This window comes from Paenibacillus sp. DCT19 (assembly GCF_003268635.1).
Taxonomy (GTDB): Bacteria; Bacillota; Bacilli; order Paenibacillales; family Paenibacillaceae; genus Paenibacillus.
This window is the reverse complement of sequence record NZ_CP029639.1, coordinates 1,092,022-1,110,065: the sequence shown is the minus strand read 5'-3', so window position 1 is coordinate 1,110,065 and position 18,044 is coordinate 1,092,022. Positions and strand designations below refer to the sequence as shown.

The 18,044-nt window shown below is 42.1% G+C and carries 18 protein-coding genes; 1 reads left to right on the top strand and 17 read right to left on the bottom strand.

Going from position 1 to position 18,044, the window contains the following annotated elements:
- Positions 1-184: 184 nt before the first annotated feature.
- The 9 genes from DMB88_RS04880 to DMB88_RS04840 all read right to left on the bottom strand — a co-directional run bounded on the left by DMB88_RS04880 (position 185) and on the right by DMB88_RS04840 (position 7,041).
- Positions 185-715, bottom strand: coding sequence for a hypothetical protein (locus DMB88_RS04880; RefSeq protein ID WP_128100433.1), 531 nt, complete (start codon positions 713-715; stop codon positions 185-187).
- A gap of 210 nt (positions 716-925) precedes the next feature.
- Entirely contained in the window at positions 926-1,294 is a 369-nt protein-coding gene (locus DMB88_RS04875) for a VOC family protein (RefSeq protein WP_128100432.1), read from the bottom strand.
- Between the two features lie 350 nt (positions 1,295-1,644).
- Entirely contained in the window at positions 1,645-2,019 is a 375-nt protein-coding gene (locus DMB88_RS04870; RefSeq protein WP_128100431.1) for a hypothetical protein, read from the bottom strand.
- Between the two features lie 92 nt (positions 2,020-2,111).
- Positions 2,112-2,594, bottom strand: coding sequence for a hypothetical protein (locus DMB88_RS04865; RefSeq protein WP_128100430.1), 483 nt, complete (start codon positions 2,592-2,594; stop codon positions 2,112-2,114).
- Positions 2,595-2,949: 355 nt separating this feature from the next.
- Positions 2,950-3,306 (bottom strand): hypothetical protein, encoded by a 357-nt coding sequence (locus tag DMB88_RS04860; RefSeq protein WP_128100429.1) that lies wholly within the window; start codon positions 3,304-3,306, stop codon positions 2,950-2,952.
- 735 nt (positions 3,307-4,041) lie between these two features.
- Positions 4,042-4,431, bottom strand: a complete 390-nt coding sequence (locus DMB88_RS04855) for a hypothetical protein (protein WP_128100428.1) — start codon at positions 4,429-4,431, stop codon at positions 4,042-4,044.
- Between the two features lie 185 nt (positions 4,432-4,616).
- The gene (locus DMB88_RS04850; RefSeq protein WP_128104316.1) at positions 4,617-5,915 is read right to left on the bottom strand and encodes an amino acid permease; all 1,299 of its coding nucleotides are present in this window, start codon (positions 5,913-5,915) and stop codon (positions 4,617-4,619) included.
- Between the two features lie 179 nt (positions 5,916-6,094).
- Entirely contained in the window at positions 6,095-6,367 is a 273-nt protein-coding gene (locus DMB88_RS04845) for a hypothetical protein (RefSeq protein ID WP_128100427.1), read from the bottom strand.
- A 218-nt stretch (positions 6,368-6,585) separates the two neighbouring features.
- Positions 6,586-7,041 (bottom strand): GNAT family N-acetyltransferase, encoded by a 456-nt coding sequence (locus DMB88_RS04840; RefSeq protein ID WP_128100426.1) that lies wholly within the window; start codon positions 7,039-7,041, stop codon positions 6,586-6,588.
- A 256-nt stretch (positions 7,042-7,297) separates the two neighbouring features.
- Between DMB88_RS04840 and DMB88_RS04835 the strand changes: the two genes are divergently transcribed.
- Positions 7,298-7,861, top strand: a complete 564-nt coding sequence (locus DMB88_RS04835; protein ID WP_128100425.1) for a GNAT family N-acetyltransferase — start codon at positions 7,298-7,300, stop codon at positions 7,859-7,861.
- Between the two features lie 191 nt (positions 7,862-8,052).
- On the opposite strand, the gene DMB88_RS04830 is transcribed toward DMB88_RS04835, so the two are convergent.
- The 8 genes from DMB88_RS04830 to DMB88_RS04795 all read right to left on the bottom strand — a co-directional run bounded on the left by DMB88_RS04830 (position 8,053) and on the right by DMB88_RS04795 (position 17,884).
- Positions 8,053-9,357: a DUF1963 domain-containing protein gene (locus DMB88_RS04830; protein ID WP_128100424.1), complete on the bottom strand. Its 1,305-nt coding sequence runs from the start codon at positions 9,355-9,357 to the stop codon at positions 8,053-8,055.
- A 25-nt stretch (positions 9,358-9,382) separates the two neighbouring features.
- The gene (locus DMB88_RS04825; protein ID WP_128100423.1) at positions 9,383-10,561 is read right to left on the bottom strand and encodes an alanyl-tRNA editing protein; all 1,179 of its coding nucleotides are present in this window, start codon (positions 10,559-10,561) and stop codon (positions 9,383-9,385) included.
- A gap of 172 nt (positions 10,562-10,733) precedes the next feature.
- Positions 10,734-11,486, bottom strand: a complete 753-nt coding sequence (locus DMB88_RS04820; protein ID WP_128100422.1) for an iron ABC transporter ATP-binding protein — start codon at positions 11,484-11,486, stop codon at positions 10,734-10,736.
- Positions 11,483-12,547 (bottom strand): iron chelate uptake ABC transporter family permease subunit, encoded by a 1,065-nt coding sequence (locus DMB88_RS04815; RefSeq protein ID WP_128100421.1) that lies wholly within the window; start codon positions 12,545-12,547, stop codon positions 11,483-11,485. The genes DMB88_RS04820 and DMB88_RS04815 overlap by 4 nt, the downstream gene beginning before the upstream one ends.
- A complete protein-coding gene (locus DMB88_RS04810) occupies positions 12,544-13,554 on the bottom strand; it encodes an ABC transporter permease (RefSeq protein ID WP_217363779.1) in 1,011 nt (336 codons plus the stop codon). Before DMB88_RS04810 ends, DMB88_RS04815 begins: the two co-directional genes overlap by 4 nt.
- 33 nt (positions 13,555-13,587) lie before the next feature.
- Complete coding sequence (locus DMB88_RS04805) at positions 13,588-14,628, bottom strand: siderophore ABC transporter substrate-binding protein (protein WP_128100419.1); 1,041 nt, start codon at positions 14,626-14,628, stop codon at positions 13,588-13,590.
- A 347-nt stretch (positions 14,629-14,975) separates the two neighbouring features.
- Positions 14,976-16,745, bottom strand: a complete 1,770-nt coding sequence (dhaK, locus tag DMB88_RS04800; RefSeq protein WP_128100418.1) for a dihydroxyacetone kinase subunit DhaK — start codon at positions 16,743-16,745, stop codon at positions 14,976-14,978.
- Positions 16,745-17,884: a glycerol dehydrogenase gene (locus tag DMB88_RS04795; RefSeq protein ID WP_128100417.1), complete on the bottom strand. Its 1,140-nt coding sequence runs from the start codon at positions 17,882-17,884 to the stop codon at positions 16,745-16,747. Before DMB88_RS04795 ends, dhaK begins: the two co-directional genes overlap by 1 nt.
- Between the last annotated feature and the right edge of the window lie 160 nt (positions 17,885-18,044).

Sequence of the window (18,044 nt, the reverse complement as noted above, 5' to 3'; positions counted from 1 at the left end):
TAGTATACGAATATGTCGATTTTCGCAAGAAAATATTGGATTGACATAAATATGGCTATTTTCTTCAATAATTACACAGAAAAAAAGGCTTATCAGTGGGAATAAGCCTTTCATTGGGAAGCGAACAGCCCGCTCACAACGTAGTTTTAGAAATACTATGTATTATTGTAGGTAAACTTGAATGCTATTTATGTATAACTTTAGATAAGGCTGTACCATCAAACCTGTTGCCCCAACCTCTATTTTCTTCTATTGCATATTTCAAGAAGGGATCCACATTCGGCAGTGGAAAGCTATGTTCCAGCATGTAATCAGCTATTCTTTGCACCAGTATTAAGCTACTTTCTCCATATCCTTCAATGACAGAATACGCATGACTGATGCCCAATTCATAAATTTCTCGAAGTAAGATACCAATAGATTCCTCCGTTGATTGATATAGTTGAGATAGAGAAACAAATTCGTCACGGCTCAGTCTTTCAAACTCCTGCTCTTCATATGTATCGAACTCCATTAGATTTTCCGGTATCAGTTCAACGATAATTTCATTCCAATCATCTAAATATTGAGTACTTGTAAATTGCCATAAGTAGTTCAGAACGTTTCTCCAATCATTCAGATCACATTCTAAGGTAATCAGCACATTCTCAAAACAACAGATCCCATATGCAACTCTACCTCTAAGGGAAATCTGTTTCATCTGTTCTAATTTCATCGATAGTTGCCTCCTTAAATCAACTAGAATATCACCACAGATTGATGTTGGTATTAAAAACTCCCCTCATAGTAACAGGATCTTTATAATTTCACCTGTGTAGTATAGGGGAGTATACCAGTGTTTTCAATTGCTCTGGTAGTCCAACCACATAATCTGCTCAGAAAGAGTGAATTAAACAACCTTCATTAAACTGAATCTAATTACGGTTTAAGCTTTACTGTGAAGGGTAACTAAGTAACCGTCTGGATCAGCAAATGTAAAGGTTCGCCCAAATGGTCCATCGATTGGTGAAGATGTGATCGTTACGCCTGCAGCAACAAGTTTGTCGTGGATTTCTTGCGCATCAGGGGCTTGAAGCCACAGAGCAACACCAAGTCCAGGCTGACTAGCCGAGCTGAGCTCTACTCCCGGGAGTAAGTCACGAAGAGCAAATGCAATAGGCTTCGTATCAAAGACCACAGCATGAGGTGGACCTGCCTGTGAGCGAACCAATCCTAAATAGTTTTGATAGAATTCTGCAGAGCTTTCCAGATTGCTTACTTGAAGTGAAATGAAGTCGGGTCCGATTACTGACATAATGTTATGTCCTCCTTAGTATATGGGTGGTTGTGTTATATGCATGATTATATAAGCCCCCTATTGCCAACAGTATGTCAGTAGCGTTTTTCGTTTTTTTCTTTTACTGAGATCAAAAGCTACTTCATTTCAGAACCAGCACATCACGCTAGACCATTCTTATATTTTCTCTGAGAAGTCTGCTAATTTCGATTGAATTTGAGAACAATAAAAAAACAGGTAATTACGGCTCTTTCTGACAATAATCGACCTGTTCAAAGTATTAGTTCAGCTTTATTAGTTAGTTACAGTACGATTAAATAATGAATTCCTCATACGGATGTGGATGGGTCATTTTCCTTTTAAAATTTTTAACCTCTTATCAAGTCATTTAATATTACAATTGCCTTTTCTATCCTTTGTATATCTACTTCTTTTAGATTCTCTAGGGTTACATGATATGCTTTAAAAGAATCAGAGGTATTCAAGATTGATAATGTTGCCATTGCAAAATGTCCAACTCCAATCCCCTCTGCAAATGTATAGCGTGCGCCCATATATTGAGTTAAATATTGAAGCTTTTCAATCACTAATATATTTTTTATTTTTAGTTCTACGACTCTAATCATCGTATTACTGATGATATATATTTGTTTTGAATCCAGAAATTCAATTAATTCTCGTATGGATAATTCATTTTCCCTAATATGGCGAACTTTATCATCGAGTTCATTTTCATTATTCATATAAATCACTCCATGAACCATACTTTTTAATCACGTAAATACGTTCGAGTTTATGTAAGTCACGCACCATTCAGCGAAAACTATTTTTAAATTTATAAGTTTTCTATATCGTACGATGGCTTATTCAAAAATCTTTCATACCATCCTCCTAGAGGGAAGTGACAAACACCAACTATCTCTAGTTCATTCACTCTAAATACAAATGCCCCTTTCCGTTCTAGTATTCTTAACAACGGTTCATATACATGAATATACTCAGAGTATTCCGGATGATCATCTATATAGCTTGCTAATTTCAGATAAAAATTACAAAACAATTCTATACCAGAAAACTTATTAATGTATTCTATGGTTTCTTGACTATAAATCGTTGTAATATCTACTAGCTCTTTTTCACCACCTAATAAACGAGCAATATCAGCAAATTTAGGTGAAACAGGTACTAGATTTTCTTTTTGAAAAAATGAAGCCATTCTCCTAAAAAACTCATATGCCAATCTCTCATTCTCTGGTGAGACTACCGTCCCTACTAAACTCCAATCAATATTATTGCTTCGAGATACCGCTTCTCTCAAGTACATTACCTTCACCTCAACCTGGAAGCTATTTTGTTATTAAACAGATCCTTTAGGACAAATTCGAGAATGGGTACAGAGTATTTGAATCGGGCGGAGCACCTTTCTATGGTTCATTCGAAACCCTTGATCTTGTCAAAGAAACAATGGGGTCTGTGGATAGGCAGACACATAGCCTCTTTTTAATTTCCCAAATTGTTCCTAAACTTTTGTCCTTTAATCGCAATAAAAAAAACAAAATGCCTCCTAAAATTTCATTGGAAAAACCCTAGGTTTAGCCAATGTCTACTTTATGGGGTGCATTTTATATAAGTAGTGTTCCTTCATTTTTTTTATTTACTGGTAAGCCCTAGCTCTATATTTTATAAGATTCTGATTTGATAAAATTATCTACTAAATATTTATCATTATCACTCAGTCTCTCAAAAAGTTCGTTAAACTTAATTTTTGCATCCTCATTTTCTAGAAGAGATAGCGTAGCTATAGCAACATGTCCGAATTGCCATGGTCCAATAAATTTATTATCTGTTAAAAGTTCTCCAAGTTCAGATAGTCTATCTACAATGCTAATATTACAGTAATTTCTTTCAATTAACTTGAACATTGCCATAGCAACAACCCTTAAATTTCTTGCTTCTAAACATACTATTAAATCTTCGTTTTTTATCTTATCAGTTTTAATCTCTTCTGCTAATTCAGCTATTGAAGCCATAGTAAATCTCCCCTTTGTTATTTTTCTTTCAATCATAGGGGCATATCTTAGTTGTTCTCTTTCTCGAATCAAGTGAAATTAAGGAAACACACCAAAATGAAGAAGACAAAATAATAAAACAGGTAATCACGGTGTAATCTGACCATAATCGACCTGTTAGATTAAAAAAGCCTTAGTACTAACATTAAAATATTTAATAATCTTAAATTTAATTTCAATTCTCCATTTCTGGATTTTTGTAGCACCAGTCATTGCGAGACATATCACTAATATTCTCTATATTATCTGAAGTATAAAACCATTCTTCTTAAATCCATATTTTGGAATTTTGATATATTTTCAACATAGCACGGGATAATTGTAATAATAGATCTTCATTATCATAAAAGTCATCAGACACTATTGCTTTAAAATATTCGTTACCTACTTCGTCCCATTCAAAACTAACAACTTGGTATTCATAAGGTTCATCATAAACGCTAAAGCAAAGAGTTCTTGAATAATTTTCTCTGAATGGCATGTCACTTATATATACTCGAGCATACTTCAATATCAAATAGGTTTTCGTTGTTATACGAACATCTCATCGCAATTTCATTAGCATAAGAGTACGTTAAACCTTGTATAATGAACTTTCATTATAATGAGGCACCCCAAGAATAGGTAGCGACTACCGAAGTATTTTTATAGTCCACATTAACCTAATTAAAACCAAAATATAACAGCACCTGGAACCTACCCTCCTTCCCGCTCCGTTAGAAATTCAACGCTAATGCGATCTACTTTCATCTCAACGTATGTACCTATTAAATAAGCATAGTCTCTGAACAACTCTTCATCGGTTAAGACGATCCCTGCATCCAAAGAATCTGCTTGTATCACACCTCGAATGTTATAGGCAAATCCTGAATCAATCCGTTCTAACTCTTTCTTAGGCTCGTGCAGCTCCTGAACAATGACATCATCTAATATTGTAATCCCAATGGATACGGGGTAAGCACTTCCCACTTCAATAGGATATGGACAGATATTAGCAAACCCTGTAAATTCAACTCCGTTCATTTCAAGAGTTACCTCTTCTTCTATGTGGGGATCTAACCTTATAACGACAGCCCAATTCTTCATTGCGTAATCCTCCCTTCTTTTTTCTCATCTGAACCTATATATGCAAGTATACCTCCAAGTACCAAAAAACACCCCAGCATAAGCACTGAGATGTCTTCTTCTTCTTAATTAAACAATATTTCATTCTGCTAATTCTCAAACCCTTTTCTCTATCCGATCTACATGCGACCTACAGATGCAGTCCGTTATTTCGCCTGTTTCCCATCTGCCTTACGGAATCGAACCAAAGACCAGATGATAAGAAACGCCAGCACGGAGAGACAGACACTAATACTGAAACGATTGCCTGCATCGAAAATGAACATCACTGCAATTACGGTCAGACAAAGGGTTGTCGCACCTGTGATGTATGGGAATCCCCATACCTTGAAGGAAGGTTGCACGGGATACTGCTTACGCAACTTCAACTGTGATGAAGAAATGCAGATCCACACCAGAATCACCACAAATCCAGGAACTGCTAGCAGTACACTGAATAGCTGATCTTGTGCAAACAGCCCAAGCAATGATCCAGCTAACAAAATAACGCTGCACACAAGCAAGGTGTTAATCGGGCTGCCGTTCGCATTGGTCTTCGCTAAAGCTTTGGGAGCCTCACCGCCGACCGCCATCGAATACATCATCCGGGATGCACCATAGATCCCTGAGTTCGCAGCTGATAAGACAGCGGTAACCAGAATGAAGTTCATAATATGAGCTGCGCCTGGTAGCCCAGTTGAAGCGAGCACCTGTACAAATGGACTACTCTCTGGTCCAAGCTCATTCCAAGGAATTAACCCACAGATGATGAGAATAGGCAAGGTGAAGAACAGAATAATTCTTAACATGAAATTGCCCACCACCTTGGGCAGTACACGATCTGCATTTTCCGTTTCCGTCAACGTTAATCCAATCAGCTCAGAGCCTCCATAGGAGAACATAACAACAAGCAGAGCGGAGAAGATCGAGCCCCAACCATTAGGGAAGAATCCACCCGATTGTGTATAGTTTTGCAAATAAGGTGTGTTATCACTCGGAATAATCCCGAAGATTAGCGCAGTACCTAGGAAAATAAAAGCGATAATCATCGCAATTTTGATCCCTGCTAACCAGAATTCAAATTCTCCGAACACGCCTACACTCAGAAAATTGACGGATATAATAAACGCAGCGCATGCCAGACTCATGAGCCACAATGGCACGTCTGGGAACCAATATTGCAGGAAACTACCCGCTGCGATCACTTCAATTACACATACAGATAACCATAGGAAGCAATACATCCATCCCATGACAAATGACACTCTGCTGCCAAACGCTTCTTGTACAAAGTCTTTCATATTCCGATTTTTATAGACAGTGGCCATCTCTGCCATAGCTGCCATGACAACGAGCAGTAACAATCCGGCGAAAATGTAGGTCACGATGACCCCAGGCCCTGCTAGTCCAATCGTTTCGGTGCTACCTTTGAAAATTCCGGTTCCAATGACACCACCCATCGCCATCAGGCTAATGTGTCTTGGTTTGAGTTTCTTCTGTAATGTTCCTTCTGTCTGAGCCAATTCCAGTCCTCCTGATGTAAAACACGTCTGTGATTATTTGGTTCAAGTCTATCTAAATACATAATTTTCAGTATACCCTATAGTTCGTACCTCAGAACAGAACATCTGCATGGGAATTTCATTCAATTCTTTATACCGTGTAATCCTTTATACATCAATAACGTGATTAAGCTATATCCAACACCGTACACGATCCCTATGCCTGCGTTACCCCAGAGCGTATCCCAATCACTCGCGATGAACAACAAAGGCAGTACAAATGAAACACCCATCCCCATCATAATTTTAAACCGCCTTCTATAAAAGCAAACGACACCAAGCATTAGTGCAATGATCGGACTCATTATAAAAACTGCAAATAACGGATTCATATCACCAAATACCCAATAGATCACGTTGGCTCTCCTCTCTGGGGAACATTAGTTACGTGTGTATACTGTCATCTTAATCTAGTTTGCAATCCAACTATGTGTCTTTTGATACATTCTCACCATGACTAGCACTTGCCGCACTTTCGCTTCCTTTCACTGTAGCGACGGTGCCTTATACACGCCAAAGAACAGCATCCTCTGCAACTACAGAATGCTGTTCTTCAAGTGTTTTTATAGTTATACTACAGTTCCTTCGTCATAAATGTACTATTCGGATCCAGAATATAATCTGCAAAAGGCTCACAATACGTGAAGCCGAAATCCTCATACAGCTTGCGAGCTGGGATGAATGAATCCATAGAGCCAGTCTCTAGACTGATCCGTTTATATCCACGACTTATGGCAACTTCAATAATATGAGCAAGAATATTTCGAGCTACACCTTTGCGTAAATGATTCTTAGCTGTCCGCATCGATTTGAGTTCTGCATGCTCTTTGTCCAGTTCCTTGATTGCCCCACAGCCGAGAAGCTCTTGATCTTCCCATGCGCACCAAAATGTAATCTCCGGCTTCTTCAAGCCGTCTAGATTAAGGGCATGAATGCTTTCTGGTGGAGAATCCTCTGCCATTCCTTGCAAATGTTCTGCAATTAATCCAATCACTTGTGCCCCGCTCAAATCATCTACACGAATCTCCACTGCAACCACTCCTACGCTAATGTTAAGTATGATGTATACTCGTTAATCTTCTGTATTTCATATTACTCCTATGGCAGGTTTCCTGACAAGACTATTATGAAGGTTCTCTAGATCGAGTGTTGTATCACCCTGTAATTTTCCATTATGATGAGCCTATCTGATCTCTAAAGGGGCGAGGCATATTGTGTACAATACATATGGCTAACGGTTGTTCTGAGGTGAAGCGAACTTAAATTTGGATCTGAAGGAGATTAACATGACACTATCAACAGAAAATCTATTTTACAGCCAGCGTTTAAAAATGACCCCTCCTCGCACAGAAGACGTGCAGACGATGTTATTGTGGAACGAAGATCCTGAATATCTGCGTAACGTGGATACGGATATTGCGATTCCCTATTCGGAGAAACAGCTAGAAGACGAGGGCGAAACGAAGGATAAGGAAGTATATTTCCGGCTACGCACCCAAGAGGATGAACAGTTAATCGGCTTTGTCGTTATTCATAGTATTGAATGGAATAACCGCTGTGGTCAGCTTGCGATTGGCATTGGACTTGCTGAACATCGCAACAAAGGCTATGGTACAGAAGCATTGAAGCTGATTCTCCGGTATGCATTCCATGAATTAAATTTGGATCGCGTAGGTCTTGATGTCATCTCCTACAACGCCCGAGGCATTCGCGCTTATGAAAAGGTAGGCTTTCAACTGGAGGGTCGCATCCGCTCAGCAGTATATCGGGATGGCAAGCGATATGATCGTCTAATGATGGGCATTCTGAGATCCGAGTGGGAAGCCGTCTCAGCAGAGCTTACACCTTAATTACTGATCCATATCAATACACAACACCTACCAAAAAACGTTCAGGGCTCAATGCCTGAACGTTTTTTTACGATTTAATTCTGTTGCTCATACAACCTTTATCTACAGGTTCCGTACCCCTTTATCTATAATCGATAATCTTCAACTCAAGATATGACGATGATGGATTTATACCGATGCAGACGGGCACTCTAGCTCTGCTGATACGTTACCGCCGTCATCTGACACGGCTCACATAGCAGCATATAATACATGCCTTCCCCATACTCCGCCAGTTCCTCACCATTCACCTGTCCAACCGCCTTCATGCGGGTAGAACAGGACGGACAAGTTGCATACTCCGCATCCTGTACCCATCCCGGATGTCCGCCTATTTGCGACAGTGAAGGTTCGTTGGCCCACTCACTGCCGTGATAAGGGTTTCGCGGTTTGGTCGCAATGTGGTAATGAGGAGTTGTATCTGGCGTAAACACATCGCAGTCTTCTTGATCTAACTCATCCACGCCCATCGGCATGACGTTATACGTGCTCCAGACAGGTTCACCTTCAGCGTTCAGCTCCATGTAAACTACCCCATAACAGCTGCAACTCATACAGGTCTGGACTTGAAGTTTCTCTGCCTTCCATGACACCTCACCTAGTGCCGGATGATGAGCATCTAAACTTACCAGTATGGTTAATTCTCGACTGCACCAAGGACAACAATCTGAGCTGTTAACTAACATGGAGATCGGTTCTCCGCCTGAAGCAGTGGCAGCAGACTCTTTTTCATCCACCACAAATAAGGAATAACTCGGTGTTGTGAACAACATTCTTCGCTTACCTTCTGTTGTCAGTTCCCAACCGGCCTCTGTCGCATACTGCTCAGCAGCTACATACAGTTGATCCGCCCACGGAGGGGGAGATTGCTTCCATTGCTGAAATTGCTGTACAACGATATCATCCCCAATATACGCAAGCATCAGCAACAGAAGATTACGATTCTCATCATCTATATTCACCTGCTGTAGCAATTGATCTCGCACTTCCGGGCTCGCACTCTTATACAGAATTGCAGGGTAATAGATCTCATGAGCCAACAGCTCTGGAATCTGTTCGGATAACGAAATCCCATGATAACAGACAAGCGCTACCAGAATATCTTTGCCTGTATCCACATCTTCTGTGCGAATGAGATCCATTGCGTACTCTACCATCACAGCCTGCTGCTCTGCTGACAAAGACAGAAACACTTGCTCTTTGGACTGCCCGTATGGAATATAACGGATTAATTCGTCGCGGACATGATGTGTATGCATGATTTTCAGGATCTCAACAGGATCAGTCATATCTTCATACAAGTTCACATCACGCCGATTCGCCTCGATATATTTGCGATGCTCCTCCCGCGCAATCTCTTGTTTACATGGCATACAGATGCCACCTGTTTTGGCTGCTGTTGCGGGCAAAATGGTGTTACTGCACCCCTCTCGACGACAAGGAATCCGTTCTGTCATTAGACCTCTCTCCCCATTCCTTCACTTAGTGGTGACCCAGTTGCTCCTTCGTGAATTCGTAAAAAGCAAGCGCATCTTCGCTGTTCGCAAAGCCCGCCTGAGCCATTTTATCACTGCCGCCACCTTTGCCTCGATATGCACCAAGATTGCCTTTGAAGAATGGTCCACATGCCCATTCCGGCGGTTGTCCATTCTGCGCTAGAACGACTTTGGCTTCCGAGATACTGGCGAAGAGCACCAAGCCTTCATGTTCTGCTGTAAGCTTGGTCGCAAGACTCTGCATATCCTTAAGCGGTTTGTCCTCAAATACCTGAGCGATGACCAGCCCTTCTCGCGCTGCGAGCAGTTCCTGTGCATAATAATCATCATTCGTTGCTTTTACCACATTCAGCTCGCTTTGCAGCAGCTTCTGCTCCTGTTCCATCTTCTCAATGCGCTCTAACAGCTCGTCCCTGCTTGTCTTCAATTTCGTCGTTAAGCCGTTCAGTACTTGCTGTGTTGCGGTGAATTCGTCCAATGCTCTAGATCCACATTTAAAATAAATCCGGGTACCACCTTTCACCTTCTCGGTTTTCAGCAGCTTAATTAATCCAATCTCCCCCGTTGCCGACACATGTGTGCCACCACAAGCGTTATATTCCACACCCTCAATCTCAACGATCCGAATATCTTCAGTTACGCTCGGCTGCTTCACCAAGGGTAGACGTGCTGCCTCTTCTGCAGTTACCCATGATGTATGGATTGGAGCGTTACGATAAATCTGCTGATTCACCTCGTACTCGATGGCTGCAAGCTGCTCTGCACTTACTGACTCTGCCGCCACATCAATCGTGGCATAGTCCGTTCCCAGATGGAAGCTGAGCGTCATCGCATCCGCGAGCTTTAGCGTGATTGCTGACAGTAAATGCTGTCCGGTGTGATGCTGCATATGATCGAATCGACGCTGCCAGTCCAGTTTACATTCTACGTCCACTTGTTCAGGTGAGTGCTCCAGCTTATGCCACACCTCTCCATCTTCAAGATTGACATCAAGAACGGCAATACCGCCAATCTGCCCCAGATCACACGGCTGTCCGCCACCATGCGGATAAAAAGCAGTCTCTGCTAATGTAACGTAGATGCCGTCCTCCTTGTCTGCTCTATTTGTAATCTGTGTATGCCATTCATGTGTATATGCTGAGTTGTAATAAAGTTTATCTGTCATTGTATAGTTCCGTTCCCTTCTCGTTCAAAGTGGGTTATCTGTTCTCCAGATTACACTATTTGGCATAAGCAAGCCAAGTTTCGCCCTCTTTATACAAAAAAAGTAGAGTGAAGTGATCACTCTACTTTCTAAGAACCTTTTTTATCCTATAACTCTTAAATACATCCTGTACTTAATAAATCGCTATCGGTCCATATGGGCCCTCGATAATTTCGATTTTTGTCTCAAAAATATCGGTTAAAATCTCGGGTTCCATTACCTCATCCACTGTTCCAAACGCAGCAATCTGACCATGCTTCATCGCACAGATCCGATCCGAATATTTGGCGGCAAAATTAATATCATGCATAACCGTTAGAATGGTTCGTCCAAATTCATTAGCTGCATATCTCAGATGCTCCATCATTCGAACAGAGCGGGCCACATCCAGATTGTTCAACGGCTCGTCCAAGAGCACGTATTCTGTCTCCTGACACAAAACCATCGCAACATACGCTCTCTGCCGTTGACCACCGGAAAGCTCGTCTAAATATCTATTTTCCAGATCAGTTAAGTCTAGAAAATCAATATATTTAGAGATAATCGCTTCATCTTCATCCGTTAATCTTCCCTTGGAATGAGGAAAACGTCCAAATCCAGCAAGCTGTCTAACCGTGAGTCTTGTGACAAAATGATTTTCTTGCCGTAGCACTGTTACAATTTTGGCTAAGTCTTTGGACTTGGATTTGGAAACATCCATATTGGCAATCTTAATCTGGCCTTCGTCCAAATTCAGAAGCCTACCAATCATCAGAAGCGTTGTAGACTTCCCTGCTCCGTTAGGCCCAATTAATGAAGTAAGACCGGCTTTGGGGATACTAATATTCAAAGGACCAATTTCTACCTCGGCTGCATAGGACTTTTTGACATTATCGATCTGTATCATAACGAACCCTTCCTTAAAATAACAATTAAGAATGTTAGTCCACCAATCAATTCAATAAGAATGGAGACAACACCTTGCGCATGGAAAATATGATTCATAATAAAGTACGCACTCGTTAAGATTACAAATCCTATAGCAAGAGCCATCGGGAACACGTACCTGTGATCATAGGTCTGCGCTGCTTGATAACTCAACGTAGCAACCAAAAATCCATAGAATGTAAGTGGGCCAACCAGAGCGGTTGAAACGGCCATCAAAATCGAAATGAGAACAAGCGTATAAATGACACTCACTTGATGTTTGGAGCCCAGAACCGTTGAGACATCTTTACCCAGTGACAATACATTAAGCCGCTTGGCATTCGTAAGCAAAAGAATGGCTACAACGATAACAATGGGTATGGCTATCGGGAAATAGGCAGCATCTGCATTATTGACGGAAGCAAACATTCTTGCTTGCAAAATATCAAATTCAGACGGCGACAGAAGTCTTCTCATAAAAGATGATACAGACCTTAGTCCCGTTCCAATAATAATACCGACCAAAAGTAACAATTGTAAGTTGCCGTACTTGCCAGAGAGCAACCATCCATAGAGGATTAAACACATCAAGACCATAGCAGCAATCTGATATAAGAAGGAATCTACACCACTAAAATTCACAAATGCCGCAGCACCAAGGAAAAAGATCGTGCTTGTATGAATGGTGGAGTAAATGGCTTCAAAACCTAAGAGTGACGGAGTGATAATTCGATTATTCGTAATCGACTGAAAAGCAACCGTTGCTAAGCTTTGACAAATGACAGCCATAAGCATGGCAACAAGGGCTACCACTCTTCTTGTAACAACAGGTATGAATGATGGGGAAGTTACCGGAACCGGATTGTTATACACCAGTAGTCCGAACGATGATAAAAGGCCCACAACAATCAATGTTATCAGCAAAATCCAATAACGCTTTTCTTCCTTCTTGGTACGAAAGGCTCTAGCTGATCTTTTTCGGGGAGGTCGGCTAGAGTCGATGTCGACATTTAGTGGATTACTACTTGTTAATTCGCTCATCTTAGCCTCCTTTTTGACCTCCTTTGTCTTAGCAAAATAGCAATAAATACAACGGCTCCCACCGTTCCAAGGATCATAGAAACAGGGATTTCAAACGGCATAATAATGATGCGTGACAGGATATCACATACAATGATGGTAGCCATCCCTAACACGCACACCCATGGCAGATTACTCCTAAGGTCATCCCCTCTAAACATGGAAACGATATTGGGAACAATTAGCCCTAGGAAAGGTAAGTTTCCAATAACAGCCGCAACAACACCAACAGCTAGAGAAATGAGTCCTGTGCCAATAAGAATAATTCTGTTGTAGTTTACGCCGAGACTGGTAGCAACATCTTCCCCAAGTCCAGCCAGAGTCAACCGGTCAGCAAATATAAAGATAAGTATAGTGACCAAAATAATAATCCATAGATACTCATACCGACCAATCTGAACAGGCGAAAAAGAGCCTACAAACCAGCTCTCGATATTTTGCGTCACTTGAAAGACAAGTCCGATAAACGTTGAAAATGCCGAAATGACTGCTCCAAGCATCATCCCGATAATAGGCACAACTAAAGACGAACGGAGTTTAACTTTTCTCAGAAAAACAAAAAAAATCATCGTTCCCACAAAAGAAAAAATGATTGCACCTGTCATTCTAAGTACTAACGTTGGAGCAGGAAAGACTAGATAAACAAATAAAAGTCCGAGACCTGACCATTCCATCGTTCCTGTGGTGGTAGGTTCTACTAAACGATTCTGTGTAATAAGCTGCATCACCAATCCTGCCATGGCCATTGCCGCTCCCGTAAGCATCAAAGCAATGGTTCTAGGGACACGAGTGATGAAGAACATCTCCATGCCATCCGCTTGTCCTCTGATGTCATATACGCCAGTAAACAGCGATAGGATCGCTAGAAGAGCCGTCACTGTAATGGCGATGATAAAAGGAATCGTCCAGAGCTTCTTACGGTTATGACGCTGGGGTTGAGAATTCTCAACCCCAGCTAGTTTTGGTATAAAATTTTTCAGCACTGCGTCATACTCCTTTGACTACTTCGCTAAAGTTTCTGATAGGTTATTGAAAATTTTAATGAAAGTCTCGATGGATTCATTGGTATATGTGTCGTTCGGAGCGTACATAATCTGTCCTTTAGTGATCGCCGTTGTGTTTTTGAGAGCAGGTGCATTATCAATAACATCCTGGGCGGGAACAGAAGCTTCATCGGAAGAGATAGCTGCATCACGATCCAATACGAAAATCCAATCCGGGTTGCTTTGAGCAATAGCCTCAACGGAAATATCATCACCTTGATGATCCGCAGAAGACTTGTCCACTTCTAGTGCTGGTACCCAGTTGAAAATTTCATATAATGGTCCCCATACACGACCGGAGTGAGGAGCTGAGAAACCGATATCGCCAGCAGAAACAATTACACTCATCACTGTATCTTTGCCGTTATAAGCCGCTTTTGCTGCTTCAATCGATTTATCGAATTCAGCATTCAGTTGACTAGCTTCTTCTTCTTTATCGAAAATTTTACCTAAGCTCGTTGTTGTATCTTTAAATCCGTTAACCAAGTTTTCCCCAGGTGTTCCGGCTTCTTCAGAAACATCAAATGTAAGATCAACTACTGCCGCATTAGGCACTAATTTTTTGATATCTTCATAGAATCCCGAAAATCTCTGACCAACAATAACAAGGTCAGGCTGGATCGATGCCAACAACTCCAGATTTGGTTCGCGATGATTACCGATATTCTGTACAGCTTCATCAGCTACATATGGTGAATTCGCAGGCATAACATCCTTCGGAACAGCCGCTAATTTAACGTCCCAGTTCGCCAATGTCTCAAACGTTCTGTTATCTAGAGCAACTACATTCGTAGGGTTTACAGGAACCGTTACCGTTCCATGTGCATCTGTAATTTCAACTGTCGAAGGAGTAGCTGCACTCGTAGAAGTACTCGTGTCTGTTGCACTTGTGCTTGTTGCATTTGAATTCGCAGCTTCATTACTGGAACATGCCGCGAGCACCAACGCCAAAGCCGTCACCATCATAAACATGAATTTTCTAGAAATAGATTTTCTCATTTGTATCCCCCTAGGTTAGATATGTATGACCCATAAGCAGAGTCTTTTCGATGAAATCATTATCATGTTAAAATCAACAAATGATAGTGATTATCAATATCAATAGAACCCATTATACCAACTTAGCGAGCATTTTCAACAGCACAACACCTGTATTTTATGGCGAAATTATGAATACAAATTTATAATCTTCTTTTTAATTTTTATGATGTGTACCCGTTAGTTTCTTAAAAGAACGGTACTTCAATACCACAAGGGAGTATCACGATTGTGATACTCCCTTGTGGTTAAACGCTTCAGAAACTCATATTATTTATTTTTTTATTCATCTTACTTTTTGAACATTTTTATTTCATTGAATTCGACAATTCGGTGAAAATAACACCTAATGCATACGCACCAGCATCAGGATATCCTAGACTACGATCACCAACCGTACCTGCACGACCCATGCGAGCCACGATGTCTTCCGTTTTCTTCGCACCTTCCACCGCTGCTGCTGCACCTTTGGCAAATGCCGTTTTGAAGTCGTCTCCTGACTCAGCACTTTGTGTCCAAGAATCAGCACAAGGTACAAGTGCATCAATCAAGGTTTTGTCACCGACAACTGCACCACGTCCGAAGGAACGCTCACCAGTGGACTGAATGCCTTGAACCGCAGCTTGCATCATCTCAGCAAATTCAGCAATACTCAATTGCTGCTTCTCGCCTACAGCTTTGCCAGCTGCACGGAATGCTGAACCCCAGATCGGGCCGGATGCCCCGCCGCAATATTCCATAATAACCAGTGAACATGCATCTAGGAATGAACCGATATCTTTTTTCTCTTCGTTAATGATGTGGTTCCATTCACGTTTCAATTGACGGAAGCCTTTGGCCACGCTCATCCCGAAATCGCCATCGCCCGCATGAGAATCCAGCTCACAGAACGGTACTTCATTCTTGATGATGATCTCACCCATTTTATCGATCAGGTAGACGACATTATCGAGCGAGAACTGATTATCGTTAATGACCGCAGACGTTGCAGGCGTCTCTACCTCGAAGGATACCGGAGCATCCTCACTAACAACTGCTTCAAGTGCTTCAGAATAGGCTACTTGGGCAACCGGCGCACCGGAGACCTTGAATGCAGGCGTATCGCTTTCTTGGAACAACAATGTTTTCAGTTCATCATCCAGCTTCAGGATGGTTACTGAAGCACCTGCCATATCGATACTTGTCATGTAGTTGCCTACAAATGTTGTAGCAACCTTCAGACCTGTTTGTCCTGCGAGTTCACGTTGAACGGAGTTGTTCAGCAGGTACAATTCTTGTAGCGGTGTTGCGCCGAATCCGTTCACAAGCACAGCAATCTCCGCAGAAGCGTCATTGTCCAGCTTCATATCTACCAGCAATGCTTCAACCATACGCCCTGCAAGTTCATCCGCAGACACAATTTTCTCCCGGCGAATTCCTGGCTCACCGTGAATTCCCACGCCGAACTCCATTTCATCTTCCGCGATTTCGAACGTCGGAGTGCCTTTCGCTGGTACAGTACAGGATGTGAAGCCAAACCCGATACTACGTACGTTTTGTGCTGCTTTCTCAGCAACCTGTTTCACTTCATCCAGACTGCGGCCTTCTTCTGCCGCAGCTCCAGCAATCTTGTGAACCAGTACAGTACCAGCAACACCACGGCGTCCTACCGTGTACAAGCTATCCTGTACTGCGATATCATCCTCGACGCGCACATATTGTACGTTGATGCCATCTTCCTCTGCCAGATGAGCCGCATTCTTGAAGTTCATCATATCGCCACTGTAGTTTTTGATAATTAACAGCGTACCTTTGTTGCTAGCGGTAGCTTTGATCGCCTGGTATACCTGAATCTGTGAAGGAGATGCGAATACATCTCCGCACACAGCGGCATCCAGCACACCTTTACCAACATACCCTGCGTGAGCCGGTTCATGTCCGCTTCCCCCGCCACTAATCAGGCTAACTTTATCCGCATTGATCTCTCTGCGTTTGATGACTTTGTATTTCTTCAGGAATTCAAGCTCCGGGTGCGCAAGCGCAATCCCGTTGCACATTTCCATTACAACATTCTCAGCCTGGTTAATAATTTTTTTCATTATTTTGCCTCCTGGCGAGCTTTGTACTCCCGTCCGATTCGGTCAGCTGCTGCGATGGCAGCTGCCACTTCAGGAACTGTGATTGGGAATGGCATTGCATGAATGGATTCTTCCGGAATACAAGCAATCTCTGCTACTTGGATCAGTTCTTCTTGCGTAATCGTTTCTACACCGATGTCCGCCAGGCTTACAGGCAGTCCAACGGCAAGGCAGAAGTCCATCACTTCATGCAGCTCTTCGGTTGGTGCATTCTCAAGCACGAGCTGAGCAATTGTACCGAAGGATACTTTTTCCCCATGGAAGTAGTGGTGCGTACCTTCAAGCACAGTCAGACCGTTGTGGATCGCATGTGCTGCAGCCAGACCACCGCTCTCGAATCCAAGACCAGACAACAGAATGTTCGTCTCTACGATGTTCTCTAGCGCTTGAGTTACCACATTGCTGTCACTAGCTACTTTAGCTTTTGCACCGTCCGTAAGAAGCATCTCATAACATAGCCTCGCTAGAGCAAGTGCTGCATTGGTACCTACAGCAGAAGGTGTATATCCTTCACGTGATCCCATTGGCAGACTTGCGTTCACACGGGAGTAGGATTTAGCTGTTGCTCTTGCTTCAAAATACGTCGAAAGTGCATCTCCCATACCGGATACGAGGAAACGGGTTGGTGCATTGGCAATAACCGTTGTATCTACAAGCACAACACTTGGGCTTTGTTTGAAGTATGCATAATCATCGAATGCGCCCTCTGGTGTGTACAATACAGCAGAGTGACTTGTTGGCGCGTCCGTCGCCGCAATCGTTGGGCAGATGATCAAGGCTTCGCCTTCTGCTACACATTTGGCCGCATCGATCGCTTTACCACCACCAAGACCGATCGTAGAGTCGCATCCTTTTTCCTTTGCGATCTCTTGCAGACGAGCAACTTCCTCACGGGAACATTCGCCTTTAAAACCGCTTTCAACAAAGGTAATATTGAATTTTTCTGCTGTTGCATCCAGCTTTGCTTTTACACGTTGTACATCATCTGGGTGAGCGATCAAGAGCGCGGAGTCTCCGAACGATTTTACAAAATACCCTAGGTTGAGCAGTTCATCTTCACCTTGTACATATTTCGTTGGGCTAATAAATGCTTTTCTCATATCTAAAAAACCTCCTATAGAATAGTTAATGAATAAATCCATTCAACATATTAAATTTTAAATGACTCACAATTAATATAAATATATATCAGTAATGTGAGGTTTACAGTGGATTTTGATAACAAATTATTATAATTTGCAATCGTAATTTTTTGCTTTT